This is a genomic window from Pseudomonas sp. B15(2017) (genome assembly GCF_002113215.1).
Taxonomy (GTDB): domain Bacteria; phylum Pseudomonadota; class Gammaproteobacteria; order Pseudomonadales; family Pseudomonadaceae; genus Aquipseudomonas.
In genome coordinates this window covers 20,633-41,463 of record NZ_NEJZ01000024.1, presented here as the reverse complement: position 1 = coordinate 41,463, position 20,831 = coordinate 20,633, and the positions used below count along the sequence as shown (strand labels likewise).

Here is a 20,831-nt window from a genome sequence, read left to right as displayed (position 1 = left end):
TCCGCGTCCCCAAAGCGGACGCAGAGCGTCCATGGATGAATTCCCACGCAAACGGTTCGACGCCTCGACGTGGGAACTATCGATAAGAAAACTGCCTGAGGAGATCCCCATGAACGCAGCCGTAGACGTTCTGCAATCGACCCATCAGCACATCAACCGCGATCGCCTGTGGGCGTCGCTCATGGAGCTGGCGAAGCTTGGCGCCACGGTCAAGGGCGGGGTCTGTCGCCTGGCCCTGACCGACCTCGACCGCCAGGCCCGCGACCTGTTCGTGCAGTGGTGCAAGGACGCCGGTTGCAGCGTCACGATCGATGAAGTCGGCAACATCTTCGCCCGTCGGCCCGGTCGCAATCCGAACCTGCCGCCGGTGATGACCGGCAGTCACATCGACACCCAGCCCACCGGCGGCAAGTTCGACGGTTGCTTCGGCGTGCTGGCGGGGGTCGAAGTGTTGCGCACCCTCAACGACCTTGGCGTGGAAACCGAGGCGCCGCTGGAAGTGGTGGTCTGGACCAACGAAGAAGGCTCGCGTTTCGCCCCGTGCATGATGGGCTCCGGGGTGTTCGCGGAAAAATTCACCCTCGAAGAAACCCTGGCCAAAGTCGATGCCGACGGCGTTACGGTCGGCGAAGCGCTGAACGCCATTGGCTACGCCGGGTCACGCAAGGTCAGCGGACACAAGGTCGGTGCCTATTTCGAGGCGCACATCGAGCAAGGTCCGATCCTTGAGGATGAACAAAAAACCATCGGCGTAGTGCTCGGCGCACTGGGGCAGAAGTGGTTCGACCTGAAACTGCGCGGCGTCGAAGCCCACGCCGGTCCGACCCCGATGCACCTGCGCAAGGATGCTCTGGTCGGCGCCTCGGTCATCGTCGGCGCGGTCAATCGCGCGGCCCTCGGCCATCAACCCCACGCCTGCGGCACGGTCGGTTGCCTGCAAGCCTATCCCGGCTCTCGCAACGTGATTCCCGGCGAAGTGCGCATGACCCTCGACTTCCGGCATCTTGAACCGGCGCGCCTCGACTCGATGATCGCCGAGGTCAAGCAAGTCATCGAAACCACCTGCGAAGAACACGGCCTGACCTATGAACTGACCCCGACCGCCGACTTCCCGCCGCTGTATTTCGAAAAAGGTTGCGTCGAAGCCGTGCGCGGCGCAGCCAAGGGGCTGGGCCTGTCGCACATGGACATCGTCAGCGGCGCCGGCCACGACGCGATTTTCCTCGCCGAACTCGGTCCGGCCGGGATGATCTTCGTGCCGTGCGAAGGCGGCATCAGCCACAACGAAATCGAAAACGCCGCGCCGGATGATCTGGCAGCCGGTTGTGCGGTGTTGTTGCGAGCGATGCTGGCGGCTTCGGCGGCAGTGGCAAAAGGACAACGGGCGGCGTAAACACAGGGCGCTGGATGAATCGGCACAACATTCAATAGCCAGGCAAGGTTTTACCTGTGGGAGCGATTTTGCTCCCACAGATTCCGTACACGATTACCCAGGCCTTTGGTTGTTGTTTGCCGAACCTCTGCGACGGTTACTGCCATTCGGATTGCCAACGTCCAGCAATCGTCTTTCCACCAGCACATTCTCAAGCGCCTGACGTTCGGCCGGCGCCATCTCGTGTTCGCGCTTTTTCAGCTCCAGCAGGATGGGGCTGGACCAGGTGCGATAGGTCTGTTCGATGAGGCGGTTGGATGTCATCAGTCTCTCCTTGATCAAGAGCCCGGTGTCGCTGGCAGTGGCTCAATCCGATGAGGTACTGACTTTAGTCGACAAAATCGCAGGGCGCTAATGCCGCCGGTGGGAGCTGACGAGGCGAATCGTCGCACCGCCGCTGCCCAGCCGGGCGTTGCTTACCGGGCAGTGGGAGCCGGTGCCGTTGTATGCAACGTATCGGGCCGACGATGCCTCGCCGGTGCTCAAGCTGTTTCTCGATACGCTGCGCGAGCTGGTCGATCACAACTCTCGGTAATCAGGAGCAAAATTGCCCGGCACGATCACAACGGCCAGCGGTCGTAATCTTCACATGCGTTCACTTGTGGAGAGCCAATGAGCCGGGACGTCCTGACCACCGAAACCAATCGCCGTCAGTTGCAGCAGATCATCGCCGGTCTGTCCGACGGAGTGATTCTGCTGGAACTCGATCAGACCATTCTCTGGGCCAACGAAGCCGCGCTGGCGATGCATGGCGTCAGTCGCATCGGCGAGTTGGGCAACAATGCCGGGGAATATGCCGAGCGCTTCAACCTGCGTTATCGCAACAACCACACGCTGACACCGGAGCAGTACCCGATCAGCCGAGTGGCCGCCGGCGAAACCTTCAGCGACGTGCTGGTCGAAGTCACCCCGAACAGTGACGAGGAACGCACCTGGGTGCACAGCGTGCGCAGCATGGTGCTGACCGATCGAGACGGCGACATCGAATCGCTGGTGCTGATCATGAGCGACGTCACCGATTGGGCCAACGCCGAACAGCGTTTCGAAAAAACCTTCAATGCCAACCCGGCGCCCGCGGTGATCTGCCGTCTCAGTGACCTGCGTTATATCAAGGTCAATCCGGGGTTCCTGGAGATGACCGGTTACACCCGCGATCAGGTGATCGGCGCTTCCACTTATGAGCTGGACATTCTCGAACAGGCCGAGCGCAAGGATCTGGCGATCCAGCGACTGCGTGATGTCGCGACCATTCCGCAGATGCAGGCTGAGTTGCGTCTGCCGGATGGCGGCAGCAAGCAGGTGATCGTCGCCGGCCAGCCGCTGGTGCTCAACGACGAAGACTGCATGCTGTTTTCGTTCGTCGACATGGAGCTGCGGCACAAGGCCGAGGTCGCCCTGCGTCAGAGTGAGGAACGGTTCGCCAAGGCCTTTCGCCTGACCCCGGTGCCGATTTTGATTTGCAGCGCCGACGAACAGCGGTTGATCGATGTCAATCAAGCCTTCCTCGATACCCTGGCTTACGACAGCGACGAAGTGCTGGGCAACACCATCGCGCAACTGAACTTCATCGATGAACCGGCGGAGCGCTCGCGCTTGCTGGCGGCGCTGGAGAAGACCGGCCGGGTTGATCGCGTCGACATGCGGATCCGCAGGAAAGACGCCGAGTTGCTGGAGTGCGCAGTGTCCGCTGACACCGTCAACATTCAGGACACGGTGTGCTATCTGCTGGTGCTGATGGACATTACCGAGCGCAAGCGTACCGAGCTTGAACTGGTGGCGGCGATTGAAGAGGTGATGAAGGATGCGTCGTGGTTCAGCCGTACGCTGATCGAAAAACTGGCCAATGTGAAGAAGGTCAATTCGCCGCAACTTCCAAGTGTGTCGTTTACCGACCTGACGGCTCGCGAGCGAGACGTGCTGGGGCTGATCTGTGAAGGGCTGGCGGACAAGGAGATTGCGGCCCGGTTGAAGCTGGCGCCGAACACCGTGCGCAATCATGTGGCGACGGTGTATTCCAAACTCGACGTGCACAGTCGCAGTGAGGCGATTGTCTGGGCTCGCGAGCGCGGACTGTTCTCGGGCGGCGGCAAGGGGCAACGATAAGGTGCAAATGCACTAGTCAATGAGGTGCAAATTAGGGTGTCTGGTGAGGCGGGCTGTTCTTAGTCTGGCGACATGCGATGCGTTTTCGTGATCGTGTCCCTTTCGTCGTAACTCAAGGATCAGCCCCATGAATGTATTGCTTGTCATTGAACCGGGCGTAGCGCGCCGTCTTCCGGAGCACGCGCGGTGATGTATCTGGCACAGTTGCGGGCTCAGCTTGAGCGCAGTTTTTCGCCGTTGGCCTGCGAGTGCGTGGTGGATGGGGATCATTCACTGACGGTGAAGCTGTATCACCGGGTTTCCGGGGAGGTTGATCTGGTCATCAGCGGATTGAGCCTCGATGCCTTGCGCACGCCGGAAGCGGTGGAGGCCTTGATTGATGAATTGCGGTATGAACTTGAGAGTAATTCCTTGCGCTCTCCGGGGTGAGCGTGGCGGCCTCCGGGCCGACCAGGTTCATGGTTTTTTGGGTGAATATCCGTTAATGCCGGCCCAGCCAACAGGAACCAAAAGGTCTGTGCCCTGACGTTCGGCACCTCGCTTTGGCTCTGCGTCCCAATCTGACGGTCACCTGTGGGTACTGGTTTGTCAGCGGGGGCGGCCGATCGGTCGACTCATTGAATTGATAGCTACTCATCCCGAAAATCGACAGTAAATATCACCTGTTCTCCCCATTTCACTGGCACTCACCCCCCACTGGTCTATAAGGAATGAGTGGTTCGGTTTCCATAACCGGGTATTTGCACGCTCGGCGACGGGAGTTTGTCTTCCATTCATCGCGGGTCATCCTATGAAAAATCCTGGGAAACGCGTGTGTTCTTCGCTGTTGTCGGCTTTCGGTCTGGTGCTGCTGAGCGGCTGTGCCAGTCCTCCACCCCCTCCGCCGGCAGCGCCGCCTCCGCCACCGGAGCGCACTTGTCAGGTCATGGAAAATACCGAGGTTGCCGGTGATGCGTATGCCGACGGGCAAGTGACCCGACACATCACCAAGACCCGTTGCGTCACTCAATAGCCCTGGCGCCATCGAAGGCGCGGGTCGAGCGGATTGTGCTGGTGGCCGATCTGGTCGGCACCGCCGTGTTTGCCGTTGAAGGCGCCATTGCGGCGATGCACGCTCGACTCGATCTGCTCGGGGTGATGGTGATTGCGTTCATCGTTGCACTGGGCGGCGGGGTGACCCGTGACCTGCTGATCGGCGCTACGCCGCCCAAGGCTGTGGCTGACTGGCGTTATCCCGCGCTGGCGTTTGCCATGGGCGGGGTGGCGTTTGTTTTTCATGAGCGGGTGCTGGGCTGGTCCGGTTCGACCTTGATCGTGCTGGATGCGGCGGGGTTGGCGCTGTTTGCAGTGGCCGGGGCACAGAAGGCGTTGAATTTCGGGATTTCGCCGTTTGTGGCCATGTTGATGGGCACGATTACCGGTGTCGGTGGCGGGGTGCTGCGTGACATCGTGCTGGCGCGGGTGCCGCTGGTGTTGCAGGCGGACTTGTATGCCAGTTCGGCGTTTGTCGGTGCGGCGGTGTTGATCGTCGGGCGCAGGCTGGGCGTTTCGCCTGTGGCGGCCGCATTGCTGGCAGGCGCGGCGTGTTTGTTGCTGCGGTTGTTGTCGGTGCATTTCGGCTGGCAGTTGCCGAAGGTTCTGGAAGCATGAAAAAGGCAGCCCTTGGGCTGCCTTTTCGCTTGCGTCAGCGGCGGATCAGGACAGGAAACCACCGTCCACATTCAGCGACACGCCGGTGGTGTAGCTCGACGCATCGCTCGCCAGGTAAAGCACGGCGCCGGCCATTTCGCTTGGGTCGGCTACGCGCTTGAGCGGGATCTGCGTCAGCGCTTGCTTCAGGATCGCGTCGTTCTTCACCAGGGCCGAGGCGAATTTGGTGTCGGTCAGGCCCGGCAGCAGGGCGTTGCAGCGGATGCCGAATTGCGCGCATTCCTTGGCGAAGACTTTGGTCATGTTGATCACCGCGGCCTTGGTTACCGAGTAGATGCCCTGGAAGATCCCCGGCGAAATGCCGTTGATCGAGGCCACGTTGATGATGCTGCCGCCGCCGTTTTCGCGCATCAGCTTGCCGGCTTCCACCGACATGAAGAAGTAGCCACGGATGTTCACGTCGACGGTTTTCTGGAAGGCGCCGAGGTCGGTGTCCAGCACGTTGCAGAATTGCGGGTTGGTCGCGGCGTTGTTGACCAGGATGTCCAGACGGCCGAACTGTTCCTTGATCCCGGCGAAGACCTGGCTGATCTGTTCCATTTCGCCGATATGGCAGGCGACCGCTGTGGCTTTGCCGCCAGCGGCGATGATGGCGTCGGCCACGTGTTGGCAGCCTTCGAGTTTACGGCTCGAAACGATGACGTGGGCGCCTTGCTGGGCCAGCAGTTTGGCGATGGCTTCACCGATGCCGCGGCTGGCGCCGGAGACGAAAGCGATTTTGCCGTCGAGGTCGAACAACTGAGTCTTGGACATGGGATTCCCTTGTAGTAAGCCTTGTTATAACGCCGTCATCAGAGGCTGGATTTGGCAATGACCTGCAGGCTCATCTGCTCCAGCAGTTTGTTCATGTGAATGAACTGCGCGAAGCGTTTGTCCTGGGTCTGGCCATGGAAGAAGCGGTAGTAGATCTGCTGCACGATGCCGGCCAGGCGGAACAGGCCGTAGGTGTAGTAGAAGTCGAAATTGTCGATCTGGATGCCCGAGCGTTCGGCGTAGTAGTCGACGAATTCGCGGCGGGTGAGCATGCCCGGTGCGTGGCTTGGCTGGCGGCGCATCAGTTGCACCGGCGCCGGGTCGTCGGCCTGGATCCAGTAGGCGAGGGTGTTGCCCAGGTCCATCAACGGATCGCCGAGGGTGGTCAGCTCCCAGTCGAGCACGCCGATGATCTGCATCGGGTTGGTCGGGTCGAGGATGACGTTGTCGAAGCGGTAGTCGTTGTGCACGATGCTGGAGGTCGGGTGGTCGGCCGGCATCTTGTCGTTGAGCCAGGCTTTGACCTGTTCCCAGTGCGGTGCGTCCGGGGTCAGGGCTTTTTCGTAGCGCTCGCTCCAGCCCTTGATCTGGCGGGCGACGTAGCCTTCAGGCTTACCGAGGTCGCCGAGGCCGCAGGCGTTGTAATCGACCCGGTGCAGCTCGACGAAACGGTCGATGAAGCTCTTGCACAGGGCTTCGGTTTTGGCTGAGTCCAGGCCCAGTTCCGGCGGCAGGTCGGAGCGCAGGATGATCCCCTTGACCCGTTCCATCACGTAGAACTCGGCGCCGATCACCGAATCGTCGGTGCAGTGCACGTAGGCTTTCGGGCAATACGGGAAGCCGTCGCGCAACTGGTTGAGAATGCGGAATTCGCGGCCCATGTCGTGGGCGGACTTGGCCTTGTGGCCGAACGGTGGACGGCGCAGGACGAACTCCTGGTCCGGGTATTCAAGCAGGTAGGTCAGGTTCGACGCGCCGCCGGGAAACTGGCTGATCCGGGGCGTGCCGGTCAGGCCCGGAATGTGCGCCTTGAGGTACGGATCGATCAGGCTGGCATCGAGTTCTTCGCCAGAGCGGATACGGGTGGACTGGTCAGTAAGCGCCATGCTTATCCCTTCTGCTTATTTTGGAGGCCAGACATCATTGGCTAATCTAATGGCGCGCTCGGGTCGTCACAAGCGCGGCTCGGTCTTATAGGTTAGCGTGTTGGACGGTAATCAACTTTGGAAATGGACGTGGCGTGCCGCAGCCCGACGCCGGCACGTCCGGGATGATTTCGGCAGACGCCGAAGCCCGGCGTCTGTGGACTCTGCCCGGCGTGCTTTAGTGCACGCGCTGGTTGTTCAGCTTTGGCGGCAACTGGAGCGGTGTCAGCACCGGTTGGCCGGAGAAGAACGCCACCAGATTCTTGCCCACCAGCTCAACGGTGCCCTGGGTGGCTTCCGGTGACAGCCCGGCGACGTGCGGGGTCAGAAGTACATTGCTCAGGCTCTTCAGCGCATCGGGCACTTGCGGCTCGTGATCGAACACATCCAGCGCTGCGCCGGCGATTCGACGCTGTTCCAGCGCGCTGATCAGGTCGGCGGTGGCGATCACGCTGGCGCGGGCAATGTTGACGATAAAGCCGTTGGGCCCCAAGGCATCGAGCACCGGACGGGTCACCAGATGCTGGCTGCCGATGCCGCCAGGCGTGGCGACCACCAGAAAGTCCGAGGCCCGGGCCAGTTCGGTCGGGGTCGAGCAGAACGCGTAAGGCACGTCGCTGCGCACCTGACGGTTGTGGTAGCTGATCTCCATGTCAAAGCCCAGACCGGCGCGCTTGGCAATCGCCATCCCCACCGCGCCCAGGCCGAGAATTCCCAGGCGCTTGCCGGCCAGCGACGGGCGCATGATTTTCGGCCACTCGCCCCGACGTACTGCCGCATCGCAGCGCGGAATGTCCCGCACCAGCGCCAACAGCATGGCCATGGCGTGGTCGGCCACCGATGACGCGTTGACGCCGGCGCCGTTGGTCACGGTCAGCCCACGGTCACTGGCGGCTTGCAGATCGACCTGCTCGTAACCGGCGCCGATCACGCAGATGATTTTCAGCGCGGGCAATGCGGCGATTTCTTCCGCGTACAAACCCAGCGGGCCACGGGTCAGCACCGCGTCGATCCGTGCCCCGTGAGTGGCGATGGCTTGCGCGCGTTCGGCAGGAGTCGGCGCGAGAATCAGGTGAAATCCCTGACGTTCGAGAATCGGCAAATAGTCATTGATGGTTTCAACCAGTACCAGAACGGTGGCGGGCATTGCTCGGCTCCTGTGATCGTCGGTCTTCGGGCGCAAAAGTCGATTCAGAGTGCTGATTCCAGAGCGGTTTGGCAACGGCTGGCGCGGCCCCGCATCAGGCAGTGTAGGAGCTGATGCAGGGATCGCGCGGGTGCTTCGTCAGGTGATGTCGGCGCTGGTGGTTACAGGATCAGGTCACGTACTGGGCGATGCCGTTGCCGAACGACCAGTTCTCTTTTTTCACTTCCACCAGGTTGATGAACACGTCCTCCTGACGCACGGCCAGTTGCTGATTCAGATTGCGCGCGATGGTCTGGAACAACCGTTGCTTCATCTCCACGGTGCGGCCTTCGCTGATGGTCAACTGGATGAACACGATGCCGTCGCTGCGCTGGATCCCCAGGTATTGCGGGTCATAGACGAAATGCTGGTCGTCGTGCTCGGCCAGCACCTGGAAATTGTCGTGTTCCGGCACATTGATCTCGCTGCGCAGGGCGGTGTAGATCACTTCGCCAATGCGTTTGGCGAACGTCGGATCCGGGTTTTTCTTGATGTCGACGCGAACGAGGGGCATGGGAAGGCTCCACAGGCGAGGGGACTGGACGGGGATGTCAGTCGATTCGCCATTGGGTATAGCCGAAAAATGCCAGTCGGTGAGGTTGTTTAAAAACGGTAGGAAATGGATGCACCGTCCTGCGGGATTTACGGATGTTGCCTACGGTGTCCGGCGGAATCGTCCGCTATACCGTGGGATTGGAAACGCGGAAACATACAGGGGCAACGCGGGATGCTCTCAGGATGGAGCGGCAGCCTGTGCGGGAATTGCCATCAGCCAAGGAAGGCCAATGCTTCAGAACGATCGTGAAAGTCTGGAACTCGACAGGCTAATGAATGAATCACGCAAGCTGAGGGCTGAAAGGCAAAAGCTTTTGGCGGAAGTAAAGAAACTCAACAGGGAGACTAATCTGTACCCGCTCGCGGTATTGGGAGCGGTGGTAACCGCAATCACCGCAGTAGCAGGTGTCTATTTCAAGTTTTGAGCATGTGTGCGTCACACAGTCAGCCCCATGACCCCAAAAAGGACATCTACATGAGCACGTTCGACCGTAAAGCGATAATGGAAGAAGCAGATCGAGAGCACGAGGAGTGGGTCGAGAAAATGCGAATCCAGGATAAAAACGATATGTACCCAGTCTGGGGCATGCTGGGTTTCGGCATTTTTTGCATGTCCCTCGGCTTCATGTTGGGCCGATCGATTTGATCGGGTTTTGCCCTGTCACATCCGGCACCGAAACATGCCATAAAACGACATGTGGCGTATCCGTTGCCGACATGTTTTTTCCCAAAAGCGACAAGTCTTCGATCTGCTCCGCACAACCATTCCTCAGCTAAGTCTTTGCTTCTGCTCATTTATCGCGGAGAATCGCGCCCCTGTTTCGGCCGGGGCATGTCTGTCGGTTTTTTCCGACGCGTCCCGACCGAGTGGCAAGTGACCGGAATGCGGAGATCCGACCGGATGAATGATCAGGCCAATAGCGTCGAACAACGCTTTGAAGCGGCAGCACCAGCTGAACTGTCGAGCTGGAATCGCCATGACACTACCTGGATGTTGGGACTGTTTGGGACGGCCATCGGCGCCGGTACCCTGTTTTTGCCGATCAACGCAGGTCTGGGTGGTTTCTGGCCGCTGGTGATCCTCGCGCTGCTGGCCTTCCCGATGACGTTCTACGCACACCGCGGTCTGACCCGCTTCGTGCTTTCCGGTCGCGAAGGAGCCGACATCACGGACGTGGTGGAACAGCATTTCGGCATCAAGGCCGGTGCACTGATCACTCTGCTGTACTTCTTCGCGATCTTCCCGATCCTGCTGATCTACAGCGTCGGCCTGACCAACACGGTCGCCAGTTTCCTTGAACACCAATTGCACATCACGCCGCCACCACGCGCGGTGTTGTCGTTCGTGCTGATCCTCGGCCTGCTGGTCGTGGTGCGCTGCGGCGAGCAAGTGATCGTCAAGGCCATGAGCCTGATGGTGTATCCGTTCATCGTCGCGCTGCTGTTCCTGGCGGTGTACCTGATTCCGCACTGGAACGGCGGCATCCTGACCACCGCCTCGCAAGTGCCGGCACCGTCGGCGCTGCTGCACACGCTGTGGCTGGCGATTCCGGTGATGGTGTTCTCGTTCAACCACTCGCCGATCATCTCGGCGTTTGCGGTGGATCAGAAGCGTCGTTACGGTGTTCACGCCGACGAGCGCAGCTCGCAGATCCTGTCTCGCGCCCACCTGTTGATGGTGCTGATGGTGCTGTTCTTCGTGTTCAGCTGCGTACTGACCCTGTCGCCGGAACAACTGGCGCAAGCCAAGGCGCAGAACCTGTCGATCCTGTCTTACCTGGCCAACCACTTCAGCAACCCGACCATCGCGTTCGCCGCGCCGCTGATTGCGTTCGTGGCGATCTCCAAGTCGTTCCTCGGCCACTACATCGGAGCCAGCGAAGGCCTGAAGGGCTTGATCGTCAAAAGCGGCAAGCGTCCAGGTGCCAAGGCTCTGGATCGCATCGTGGCGGCGTTCATGCTGGTGGTGTGCTGGATCGTGGCGACCCTGAATCCGAGCATCCTCGGCATGATTGAAACCATCGGTGGCCCGGTCATCGCGGCGATCCTGTTCCTGATGCCGATGTACGCGATCCGCAAAGTGCCGGCGATGGCCCGTTATCGTGGGCAGATGTCGAACGTGTTTGTCACCGCAGTGGGTCTGGTGGCGATTTCGGCGTTGATCTATTCGCTGACTGCTTGAGGTTCAGCAGCAAGGTCGCATTTGACCTTGTGAAACACAAAGGCCGACCTGCATCGCAGGTCGGCCTTTTTTGTGCCTGTATGGTTTGTAATTGATCGTTCCCTCGTCGAGGCGTAGAACCGTCTGCGTGGGAATGCCTCTTGTGACGCTCTGCGTCACGGTTCAGGACGCAGAGCGTCCTTGGCTGCATTCCCACGCGGAGCGAGGGAACGATCAGCACCAGCCGTCAGCAGGCATAAAAAAACGCCGCTCATCTCGCGATGGGCGGCGTTTTTCATTGCGTTGCAGCGTCAGGCTTGAACGACAGGGATCTTGGCGTTCGCAGCAGCTTCACGGAACTCGGCAATCTGGTCGAAGGACAGGTAGCGGTAAACGTCGGCCGCCATGCTGTCGATCTTGCCAGCGTATTCCATGTACTCCTCGACGGTCGGCAGGCGACCCAGGATCGAAGCAACGGACGCCAGCTCAGCCGAAGCCAGGTAGACGTTCGCGCCGTCGCCCAGACGGTTCGGGAAGTTACGGGTCGACGTCGACACCACGGTGCTGTTCGGCTCAACGCGTGCCTGGTTACCCATGCACAGCGAGCAGCCTGGCATTTCCATGCGGGCGCCGGCCTTGCCGTAGATGCCGTAGTAGCCTTCTTCGGTCAGCTGGTGAGCGTCCATCTTGGTCGGCGGCGACAGCCACAGACGGGTTGGCAGTTGACCCTTGACCTGATCCAGCAGCTTGCCGGCAGCGCGGAAGTGACCGATGTTGGTCATGCACGAACCGATGAACACTTCGTCGATCTTCTCGCCAGCAACGCTGGACAGCAGACGGGCATCGTCCGGGTCGTTCGGCGCGCACAGTACAGGCTCGTTGATGTCGGCCAGATCGATTTCGATGACTTCGGCGTATTCGGCGTCGGCATCGGCTTCCATCAGTTGCGGGTTGGCGATCCAGGCTTCCATCGCTTGAGCACGACGTTCCAGGGTACGCGCATCACCGTAGCCTTCGCCGATCATCCAGCGCAGCAGGGTGACGTTGGACTGCAGGTACTCGGTGATCGACTCTTTCGACAGCTTGATGGTGCAACCGGCAGCCGAACGTTCGGCCGAGGCGTCGGACAGTTCGAACGCCTGCTCCAGGGTCAGACCTTCCAGGCCTTCGATTTCCAGGATGCGGCCGGAGAAGGCGTTTTTCTTGCCTTTCTTCTCGACGGTCAGCAGACCGTTCTGGATGGCGAAGTAAGGAATGGCATGAACCAGGTCACGCAGGGTGATGCCAGGTTTCATTTTGCCTTTGAAACGCACCAGGATCGATTCCGGCATGTCCAGCGGCATGACGCCGGTGGCGGCGGCGAACGCGACCAGACCGGAACCGGCCGGGAACGAGATGCCCATCGGGAAACGGGTGTGCGAGTCGCCACCGGTACCGACGGTGTCCGGCAGCAGCATGCGGTTCAGCCACGAGTGGATGATGCCGTCGCCCGGACGCAGGGAAACGCCGCCGCGGGTCATGATGAAGTCAGGCAGGGTGTGGTGGGTGGTCACGTCGATCGGCTTTGGATAAGCCGCGGTGTGGCAGAAGGACTGCATCACCAGATCAGCGGAGAAGCCCAGGCACGCCAGGTCTTTCAGTTCGTCACGGGTCATCGGACCGGTGGTGTCCTGAGAACCTACGGTGGTCATCTTCGGTTCGCAGTAGGTGCCAGGACGGATGCCTTTGCCTTCTGCCAGACCGCAGGCCTTGCCGACCATTTTCTGCGCCAGGGTGTAACCCTTGGTGCTTTCGGCCGGTGCTTCAGGTTTCTTGAACAGGTCGAACGCTGGCAGACCCAGCTCGGCGCGAGCCTTCTCGGTCAGGCCACGGCCGATGATCAGCGGGATACGGCCGCCGGCGCGGACTTCGTCCAGCAGGACCGGGGTCTTCATTTCGAAGGTGGTGATGACTTCGTCGGTACCGTGCTTGCAGACTTTGCCAGCGTGCGGGTACAGGTCGATCACGTCGCCCATGTTCATGTTCGACACGTCGAACTCGATTGGCAGTGCGCCGGCATCTTCCATGGTGTTGTAGAAGATCGGAGCGATTTTGCTGCCGAAGCAGAAACCGCCAGCGCGCTTGTTCGGCACGTAAGGGATGTCGTCGCCGAAGAACCACAGAACCGAGTTGGTCGCCGATTTACGCGAGGAACCGGTACCGACCACGTCACCGACGTAGGCGATAGGGAAGCCCTGGCCGCGCATTTCTTCGATCTGCTTCATCGGGCCGGTCTTGCCTTGCTCGTCCGGAACGATGCCGTCACGGGCCATTTTCAGCATGGCCAGAGCGTGCAGCGGGATGTCTGGACGCGACCAGGCGTCAGGAGCAGGGGACAGGTCGTCGGTGTTGGTTTCGCCGGTCACCTTGAAGACGCGCAGGCTGATCTTGTCGGCCAGCACAGGGCGCTTCTTGAACCACTCGCCGTCAGCCCAGGATTGCAGCACGGCCTTGGCGTGAACGTTGCCGTTCTTGGCTTTTTCAGCCACGTCGTGGAAGGCATCGAACATCAGCAGGGTGTGCTTGAGTTCTTGGGCGGCCACTGGCGCCAGTTCGGCGTTGTCCAGCAGTTCAACCAGAGTCACGATGTTGTAGCCGCCCTGCATGGTGCCGAGCAGTTCTACAGCGCGCTTTTTGTCCAGCAGAGGGGAGGAGACTTCGCCCTTGGCCAGTGCGGAGAGGAAACCGGCCTTGACGTAGGCGGCTTCGTCCACTCCTGGTGGTACGCGATTGGTGATCAGGTCAACGAGGAAAGCTTCTTCGCCAGCCGGAGGATTCTTCAGCAGCTCGACCAGGCCTGCAGTTTGTTCGGCGTTAAGCGGCTGGGGAACGATACCCAGGGCTGCACGCTCTTCGATATGTTTGCGGTAGGCTTCAAGCACAGTTATTACCCTCATCAGTGGTCCCAAATGGGTGTCCGGGACGCTCATCCCGAAATTGCCGTACTCATGCTCCTCACGACGTTGTGGGTCGTTCGGCCAGAATTACCGGCAATTCCTTACAGAAGCTGCTTTCAAAGTTTTACGCCTGCAGAACGGGGAGCTGATGAGGGTTGGCGTACGGCTTTTCCCCGCTGGAAAAACCTTACGCCAACACCGCTCTGAAGGAACGACTGTGCTCGTGACGCTTTGAAAACAGCTTCTAACGGACATTGGCGCCTAAAAAGGCTGGCTGATTCTACGGCAAAAAAAATTTAAAGGTAAGTCGCGCTCTATTGGACTTTGGTGGCGTTGTGCGCCATCGGGCCAAACCCCGATCCAGCGCTTGCCCCTGACGTTTGAGGGGTGATGAATGGCGGACAAAGGGCTAACATGCCGACCTGTTCCGCGTTTCAAGTGTTTTGCCCATTTATGCCCAATCAGACCATCAAGACCCCCTGCGTCGGCCTCTGCTCTACCGTTTACGGTGATCTGGTGTGCCGTGGCTGCAAGCGTTTCCACCACGAAGTGATCCACTGGAACGGTTACAACGAGGAAGAAAAGCGCGCGGTCTGGCTGCGTCTCGAGCAATTGCTGTCACAAGTGATGGCCAGCAAGGTCGAGGTCTTCGATCCGGCGCGCCTGCGCCATCAGCTGGAACAGCGCAAGATCCGCTTCGTGCCGCATCAGTCGGAATATTGCTGGGCTTATCAACTGATCGCCCGGGGCGCGCGGGTGATCATTAATCTGGAAGCCTACGGGATGGTATTGCTGCCGGAGTTTCGCGACTGGAACCTGCCGGAACTGCGCGATGCCATTGATCGGGAATTTTTCCTGCTGTCGGAAGCGCACTATCAGCGCTATATCGCGCCAGGTTTTCTCAAAGACGCCCTCGGCGACTGAAGTTCAAAAGCTTCGCGAGCAAGCTGCTCCCACATTGGGTTAATGTCGTTCACAAAACCACTGCGGGAGCGACGGTGCGACGATTCGACTTGCTCGCGAAGGGGCCGGTTCAGGCACCGAAGGCCTTAATGCTTGACCGCCAACTCGACCAAATGGTCTTCAACCTCCTGCGGCTTGAGCACCAGTACATCACTCTCCAGCTGATCCAGCACCTGTTCGGCCGTGTTGCCGATCAACGCCCCGGATACCCCGCTGCGCGCCACGGTGCCAATCACGGTCACCGCCGCCTGCAGCTTGTGCGCCATGAACGGAATCAGCACATCCGCCGGTCCTTCCTCGACGTGCAGGTGAGCGTCATCAATGTCGAATTCAGCCTGAAACGCCCGGCATTGCTCACGATAGCGCGCCTCGATGCTTTCCTTGAGCTGGAAGGTCGGGTCGGCCGCCGACAGCATCGGTGACGGATGGGCGGTAATCACGTGCAGATGCCCTTTGGCCAGACTGGCGATGTCATAACCGTGGTCGATGATGGTGGTGTGCAGGTGGCGGTGTTCGCCATCGGCATTGCCTACATCGACAGCGGCCAGAATCACTCGGTCTTTCCAGGAGGCGGAGGTTTTCACCAGCAGCACCGGAGTCGGGCAGTGGCGCAGGAGTTTCCAGTCTGCCGGGGTCAGCAGGGCCTTTTTCAGCGAACTGTCGGGGAAGTGCTGTTTGATCACCAGCCCGCAGCCTTCGGCCTGCTGCACGTCGATGATGGTTTCGTGCAGGCTCTCGTTCCACGCCTGTTCGGTGGTGACGCTGTAGCCATCCGCCAACAGCGCGGCCTTGAGCACGCTGAGCATGCCGGCGTGATCGTGCTTCTTGTCGCAGACCAGCAGGTGCAAATGGGCCTGGGTCACCCCGGCGATCAGCTTGGCGCGCTTGAGCGCCAGGCTTTCCGCGTGTTCGGGTTCGATGACCACCAGAATGCTGCGAATGGCTTGCATGAGTGAGTCTCCAGCAATGAAAAGGCACGGCGTTGCACAACTATAGTTGCTGCGCATCCGTCTGCGACTTGATGCATATCAACGCAGGCCGCTGGTGGTCTGCGGGCAGGCCGGTATAATCGGCGCCCTTCGCTCGAACACCTTTTGACCGTGAGCCCCATGATCCTTCCCGAAATCCACGAATTCCTTGGTTGCCGCACGCCTGACGCCTGGGTCCAGGCCGCGCTGGCCGATCAGGAAACCCTGCTGATCGACCACAAGAACTGCGAGTTCAAGGCCGCCAGCACCGCGTTGAGCCTGATCGCCAAGTACCATTCCCATGTCGATCTGATCAACATGATGTCGCGTCTGGCCCGGGAAGAGCTGGTGCACCACGAGCAGGTGATGCGCATCATGAAGCGGCGCAAGATCGAACTGCGTCAGCTGCATGCCGGCCGTTATGCTTCCAGCCTGCGCAAAGTGGTGCGCAGCCACGAACCGGTCAAACTGGTCGACACCCTGGTGGTCGGCGCCTTCATCGAAGCGCGCAGTTGCGAGCGTTTCGAAGCGCTGGTGCCGCATCTGGACGAAGAACTCGGCAAGTTCTACTTCGGCCTGCTGAAAAGCGAGGCCCGGCATTTCCAGGGTTACCTGAAACTGGCCTACCAGTACGGCGACGCCGGGGACATCGCTCAAGTGATCGAAAAAGTCCGCGCCGCCGAGCAGGATCTGATCGAGTCCCCGGACGAAGAATTCCGTTTCCACAGCGGCGTACCCGTCGCGGCATGAATTGTTAAAAACTCTTAAGAGTATGAAACATCAACGAAAACCGGCCCCAGAGGCCGGTTTTTGCTGCCTGGCGTAAACGACTCGCCATTGAATGCCCGCATAATGTCGCCCACTTCACAAAGCGGTTGGCGGCGGTCGTTATGGATAACCTGGGTTTTGGCAGAGTCCTGCTGGTGGAAGACGATGAGCGGCTGGCCGCGCTGATCGCCCACTTTCTCGAACAATACGGCTTTGATGTGCGCACGGTGCATCGCGGCGATCTGGCCGTGGCCGCGTTTCTTGAATTCAGGCCCAAAGTCGTGGTGCTCGACCTGATGCTGCCGGGGCAGAGTGGTCTGCACGTGTGCCGGGAAATCCGCAGCGTGTCGGACACGCCGATCGTCATCCTGACCGCCAAGGAGGATGACGTCGACCATATTCTGGGCCTGGAGTCTGGCGCCGATGACTATGTGATCAAACCGATCAAACCGCCTGTTCTGCTCGCACGCCTGCGGGCCCTGCAACGCCGGCAAGTACCGGAAAGCGGTGTGGTCAGCTCGCTGGAGTTCGGCAACCTGATCATCGACCGCAGTTGCCGTGAAGTGCGTCTGGCGGGCGAGCCGATCGAACTGACCACCATGGAATTCGAACTGCTTTGGTTGCTGGCCAGTGCCGCCGGCAACATCCTGTCACGCGATGACATTCTCAACCGCATGCGCGGCATCGCCTTCGATGGCCTCAATCGCAGCGTCGACGTGTACATCAGCAAGTTGCGCAACAAACTCAAGGACAACCCGCGTGAACCGGTGTGCATCAAGACCGTGTGGGGCAAGGGTTATCTGTTCAACCCGTTCGCGTGGGAGTTGTAGATGCTGCGGTTATTTCTCGGGCTGTTTTTGGTGATGACCGTCGGGCTGGTGGCGGCGCTGCAAACCGTCGAACACACCTTCAACGCGTTGCTCGACAACCAGATGCAGGCCTACAACCGCGAGGCGGTACGCGGTCAGGCATGGTCGCTGGTCGAACACATGCGCGACCAGCAGGGCGTTGCGCGCGAGGCGCAACTGGAGGCATTGCGGCCACACTATGGGCTGACGTTGAGTCTGGTCGAGGCTGACCAGTTGAACCTCAACGATCAGGAAAAAGCCGAGCTGGCCAAGGATCTGCTGGTGATTCGCGACGATTACACCCAGTTCATCAGCAACATCGACGGTGGTTCACAACTGCTCAGCATCAAATTGCCGCCCGAGCCGAGCCTGATGCCGTTCTATATTGCCGGGGCCTACATGATGCTGGCGGTGCTGCTCGGCATCGTTTTGTACTTCTGGGTGCGCCCGCACTGGCGCGATCTGGAAAAACTGCGACTGGCCGCCGAGCGCTTCGGCGACAACGACCTTTCGGTACGGATCCAGCTGTCCAAACGCTCGAACATCCGCGACCTGGCCGGCCACTTCAACCTGATGGCGGCGCGTATCGAAGGCTTGATAGCCAATCAGCGCGAACTGACCAACGCGGTCTCCCACGAACTGCGCACGCCGATTGCCCGGTTGTCGTTCGAACTCGATCAGCTCAAGCAGCAACCGGACGCCAGCCAGAACCGCGAACTGATCGCCGACATGTACGCCGACCTTGGCGAGCTGGAGGAAATGGTCTCCGAACTGCTGACCTACGCCAGCCTTGAACGCGGAGCGACGGTAATCACCCGCGAGAATATTCAAGCGGCCAACTGGCTCGACAGCGTGGTCGGCAGTGTGGCGCTGGAAGCCGAGGCGGCCGGGGTTCAGCTGTTGATCGTTGATTGCCGGGTTGATGAAGTGCGGATCGAACCGCGCTTCATGGCGCGGGCGGTGATCAATCTGCTGCGCAACGCCATTCGTTATGCCGAGCAGCGGGTCGAGGTGTCGCTGGTGCGCGTCGGCGATCAATACGAAGTGCAGGTCAATGACGACGGACCGGGCGTGCCGCTGGCAGGTCGGGAGAAAATCTTCGAACCGTTCTCGCGCCTGGACGCCAGCCGCGACCGCCGCACGGGCGGCTTCGGCCTTGGTCTGGCGCTGGTGCGGCGAGTGTCGCAATCCCATGGCGGGCAGGTCGAGGTCGGCGATTCACCGTGGGGTGGCGCGTCGTTCCGCATGACCTGGGCGCATCTGGATTAACCAAAGGCCGCCCTTTGAACACCCTCAATCCCACAGGATCGGAGTTCCGTCAGCTGAGTACATAGTCGACGGGCTTCAGCGCTGGCGGCAAAGGCTCCGTCCCGAGTTCCGCCAGAATATCGCGCTCGATGCTGCGCACCAGTGCATCGGTCGGCAAATCGTTTTCATCCCGGCCGAACGGGTCCTCCAGCTCATCGGCAATCGCATCCAGGCCGAAGAAGGTGTAGCTGACAATCGCCGTGAACAGCGGCGTCAGCCAGCCCAGCGGTTCGGCCATGGCGAACGGCAGCAGGATGCAGAACAGGTAAATCGTGCGGTGCAGCAGCAAGGTGTAGGGGAAGGGCAGCGGCGTGTTCTTGATCCGCTCGCACACCGCCTGCGCCTGGGTCAGGCTGGTCAGGTGATTGGCCAGCAGCATGTAGCGCCATTCGCTGAGATCGCCTGTTTGATGCAAATCGGAACATTGCTGGCCGACGGTTTGCAGGATGCGTCCGCTGTAGTCCGGTACCTGTGCGTCGTGTTGCGGCGTGATCCATTCGGCACTGGCGGCAGCTTCGTTTTCCCGGCGCAGCCGAGCATTCAAGGCGTGGGCAAAACCGCAGAGGTTGAGCAACAGCAAGCGGCGTTGCGCCGATTCGCGGATCACATGGGTTTCGCGAATCACCGAGCGCACATGCACGATCACTTCGCCCCAGGCCTTGCGCGCTTCGTACCAGCGGTCGTAACAGGCGTTGTTGCGAAAGTTCATGAAGATCGACAGCGACAGACCGAGCAAGGTAAATGGCGTAGCGTTGACCTTGGTGAAGTTGCTCGGGTGGAGCATTTCCACCAGCACGATGGCCGACGCCAGCAGCGTGACCATCAGGGTGCGCAGGGCGATGCGCTTGGCGATCGAGCCTTTGAGGGTGAAGAGAATGGCGAATTGATTGACCTTGGGTCGGATGATCATGCGGCTCTCTGCCTTGAAAACGTGGCGGATCAGCCGCCGGTCATGTTCATGAAACGCACCACTTGCACGTCGTCGTTCACTTCAAAGTTGTGCCGGTAAGGTTTGAGCTTCATCGCTTCGATGATGGCTTTCTCCAGCCGTTGCGGTTGACCCGGATGGGCCCGCAGCACCGCTTTCAAGTCCACCGAATGCTCGTTCCCCAGACACAGTAGCAAACGCCCCTCGACGGTCAGCCGCACCCGGTTGCAAGTGCCGCAGAAGTTGTGGCTGTGGGGCGAGATGAACCCCAGCCGGATGTGCGGCGCTTCGGCCAGCCGCCAGTAGCGCGACGGGCCCTGGGTCGACTCGGCGGAGTCGATCAGGGTGTAACGCTCGGCGATCTTTTCACGCACCTGGGTGCTGGAGAAGAACGACTCGGCACGGCTGTGTTCGCTGATGATGCCCAGCGGCATTTCCTCGATGAAGGAAATGTCCAGATCCCGCTCGATGGCGAACTGCACCAGATCGTTGATCTCGTGATCGTTACGGCCCTGCATCACCACGCAGTTGAGTTTAGTGCGGGTAAAACCGGCGGCGCGCGCGGCGTCGATGCCGTCGATCACCTGGGCCAGGTCGCCGGTACGGGTCATCTGCTTGAAGCGTTCGGCATCGAGGCTGTCGAGGCTGACGTTGAGGCGTTTGACCCCGGCGTCGAACAGCGGACTGGCGAGTTTGCCGAGCTGCGAACCGTTGGTGGTCAGGCACAGTTCGCGCAGGCCGGGCAGGGCGGCGATCTGCTGGCACAAACCGACGACGCCGGGACGAATCAGCGGCTCGCCCCCGGTCAGGCGAATCTTGCGGGTGCCCAACGCGACAAAGCTCTGCGCCAGTTGATAGATCTCCTCCAGCGTCAGCACCCGTTGGCGCGGCAGAAACTGCATGTCTTCAGCCATGCAGTACACGCAGCGAAAGTCGCAGCGGTCGGTGACGGACATGCGCAGGTAGTCGACGCGGCGGTTGTAACCATCGATCAAGACGCGCTCTGACATGACAGCCTCGCTTGGGTGAAATCCGCTATTGAAGGAATTGGGTCGGTGCAGGTTATG

At 60.3% G+C, this 20,831-nt stretch carries 20 protein-coding genes; 11 read left to right on the top strand and 9 right to left on the bottom strand.

Annotation, left to right across the window (positions count from 1 at the left end; translation table 11 throughout):
- Nucleotides 1-109 precede the first annotated feature (109 nt).
- Complete coding sequence (locus tag CAF73_RS27295; RefSeq protein ID WP_085705042.1) at nt 110-1,393, top strand: Zn-dependent hydrolase; 1,284 nt, start codon at nt 110-112, stop codon at nt 1,391-1,393.
- 93 nt (nt 1,394-1,486) lie between these two features.
- Here the strand turns inward: CAF73_RS27295 and CAF73_RS27290 are convergent, their stop codons facing one another.
- A complete protein-coding gene (locus tag CAF73_RS27290; protein WP_085698163.1) occupies nt 1,487-1,696 on the bottom strand; it encodes a hypothetical protein in 210 nt (69 codons plus the stop codon).
- A 348-nt stretch (nt 1,697-2,044) separates the two neighbouring features.
- Here CAF73_RS27290 and CAF73_RS27285 point away from each other — a divergent pair, with 348 nt between their 5' ends.
- The 3 genes from CAF73_RS27285 (at nt 2,045) to CAF73_RS27275 (ending at nt 5,185) form a co-directional block, all read left to right on the top strand.
- The gene (locus CAF73_RS27285; protein ID WP_085698175.1) at nt 2,045-3,535 is read left to right on the top strand and encodes a helix-turn-helix transcriptional regulator; all 1,491 of its coding nucleotides are present in this window, start codon (nt 2,045-2,047) and stop codon (nt 3,533-3,535) included.
- Between the two features lie 186 nt (nt 3,536-3,721).
- Nucleotides 3,722-3,964 carry a DUF1652 domain-containing protein gene (locus CAF73_RS27280; RefSeq protein WP_085698176.1) on the top strand — a complete coding sequence of 81 codons (243 nt, stop codon included), beginning with the start codon at nt 3,722-3,724 and terminating at the stop codon, nt 3,962-3,964.
- A 567-nt stretch (nt 3,965-4,531) separates the two neighbouring features.
- Nucleotides 4,532-5,185: a trimeric intracellular cation channel family protein gene (locus tag CAF73_RS27275; RefSeq protein WP_256574816.1), complete on the top strand. Its 654-nt coding sequence runs from the start codon at nt 4,532-4,534 to the stop codon at nt 5,183-5,185.
- A gap of 45 nt (nt 5,186-5,230) precedes the next feature.
- Here CAF73_RS27275 and CAF73_RS27270 read toward each other — a convergent pair whose 3' ends face one another.
- The 4 genes from CAF73_RS27270 to CAF73_RS27255 form a co-directional block, all read right to left on the bottom strand.
- On the bottom strand, nt 5,231-5,998 hold the full coding sequence (locus CAF73_RS27270) for an SDR family oxidoreductase (RefSeq protein ID WP_085687598.1): 768 nt from the start codon (nt 5,996-5,998) through the stop codon (nt 5,231-5,233).
- A 38-nt stretch (nt 5,999-6,036) separates the two neighbouring features.
- On the bottom strand, nt 6,037-7,104 hold the full coding sequence (locus tag CAF73_RS27265; protein WP_085698178.1) for a phosphotransferase family protein: 1,068 nt from the start codon (nt 7,102-7,104) through the stop codon (nt 6,037-6,039).
- A gap of 217 nt (nt 7,105-7,321) precedes the next feature.
- Nucleotides 7,322-8,290 carry a 2-hydroxyacid dehydrogenase gene (locus CAF73_RS27260; RefSeq protein WP_085705038.1) on the bottom strand — a complete coding sequence of 323 codons (969 nt, stop codon included), beginning with the start codon at nt 8,288-8,290 and terminating at the stop codon, nt 7,322-7,324.
- Nucleotides 8,291-8,459: 169 nt separating this feature from the next.
- Nucleotides 8,460-8,843, bottom strand: a complete 384-nt coding sequence (locus tag CAF73_RS27255) for a tautomerase family protein (RefSeq protein WP_085705036.1) — start codon at nt 8,841-8,843, stop codon at nt 8,460-8,462.
- A 271-nt stretch (nt 8,844-9,114) separates the two neighbouring features.
- Between CAF73_RS27255 and CAF73_RS27250 the strand changes: the two genes are divergently transcribed.
- The 3 genes from CAF73_RS27250 (at nt 9,115) to CAF73_RS27245 (ending at nt 11,066) form a co-directional block, all read left to right on the top strand.
- Complete coding sequence (locus CAF73_RS27250; RefSeq protein ID WP_085705034.1) at nt 9,115-9,309, top strand: hypothetical protein; 195 nt, start codon at nt 9,115-9,117, stop codon at nt 9,307-9,309.
- 50 nt (nt 9,310-9,359) lie between these two features.
- Nucleotides 9,360-9,530: a hypothetical protein gene (locus CAF73_RS30320; protein ID WP_170929732.1), complete on the top strand. Its 171-nt coding sequence runs from the start codon at nt 9,360-9,362 to the stop codon at nt 9,528-9,530.
- Between the two features lie 255 nt (nt 9,531-9,785).
- Nucleotides 9,786-11,066 (top strand): serine/threonine transporter, encoded by a 1,281-nt coding sequence (locus CAF73_RS27245; RefSeq protein WP_085705032.1) that lies wholly within the window; start codon nt 9,786-9,788, stop codon nt 11,064-11,066.
- Nucleotides 11,067-11,356: 290 nt separating this feature from the next.
- Here the strand turns inward: CAF73_RS27245 and acnB are convergent, their stop codons facing one another.
- Complete coding sequence (gene acnB, locus CAF73_RS27240) at nt 11,357-13,966, bottom strand: bifunctional aconitate hydratase 2/2-methylisocitrate dehydratase (protein WP_085705030.1); 2,610 nt, start codon at nt 13,964-13,966, stop codon at nt 11,357-11,359.
- A gap of 468 nt (nt 13,967-14,434) precedes the next feature.
- Between acnB and CAF73_RS27235 the strand changes: the two genes are divergently transcribed.
- Nucleotides 14,435-14,905, top strand: coding sequence for a DUF1289 domain-containing protein (locus CAF73_RS27235; protein WP_085610662.1), 471 nt, complete (start codon nt 14,435-14,437; stop codon nt 14,903-14,905).
- 125 nt (nt 14,906-15,030) lie between these two features.
- On the opposite strand, the gene CAF73_RS27230 is transcribed toward CAF73_RS27235, so the two are convergent.
- On the bottom strand, nt 15,031-15,894 hold the full coding sequence (locus CAF73_RS27230; protein WP_085705028.1) for a universal stress protein: 864 nt from the start codon (nt 15,892-15,894) through the stop codon (nt 15,031-15,033).
- 159 nt (nt 15,895-16,053) lie between these two features.
- Here CAF73_RS27230 and CAF73_RS27225 point away from each other — a divergent pair, with 159 nt between their 5' ends.
- The 3 genes from CAF73_RS27225 to CAF73_RS27215 all read left to right on the top strand — a co-directional run bounded on the left by CAF73_RS27225 (nt 16,054) and on the right by CAF73_RS27215 (nt 18,797).
- A complete protein-coding gene (locus CAF73_RS27225) occupies nt 16,054-16,662 on the top strand; it encodes a tRNA-(ms[2]io[6]A)-hydroxylase (protein ID WP_085698185.1) in 609 nt (202 codons plus the stop codon).
- A 140-nt stretch (nt 16,663-16,802) separates the two neighbouring features.
- Nucleotides 16,803-17,510 carry a winged helix-turn-helix domain-containing protein gene (locus CAF73_RS27220; protein WP_085705026.1) on the top strand — a complete coding sequence of 236 codons (708 nt, stop codon included), beginning with the start codon at nt 16,803-16,805 and terminating at the stop codon, nt 17,508-17,510.
- Entirely contained in the window at nt 17,511-18,797 is a 1,287-nt protein-coding gene (locus CAF73_RS27215) for an ATP-binding protein (RefSeq protein ID WP_085698187.1), read from the top strand.
- A 49-nt stretch (nt 18,798-18,846) separates the two neighbouring features.
- Here the strand turns inward: CAF73_RS27215 and CAF73_RS27210 are convergent, their stop codons facing one another.
- Nucleotides 18,847-19,746 (bottom strand): bestrophin family protein, encoded by a 900-nt coding sequence (locus tag CAF73_RS27210; protein WP_085705024.1) that lies wholly within the window; start codon nt 19,744-19,746, stop codon nt 18,847-18,849.
- 29 nt (nt 19,747-19,775) lie between these two features.
- Nucleotides 19,776-20,774: a GTP 3',8-cyclase MoaA gene (moaA, locus tag CAF73_RS27205; RefSeq protein ID WP_085705022.1), complete on the bottom strand. Its 999-nt coding sequence runs from the start codon at nt 20,772-20,774 to the stop codon at nt 19,776-19,778.
- Between the last annotated feature and the right edge of the window lie 57 nt (nt 20,775-20,831).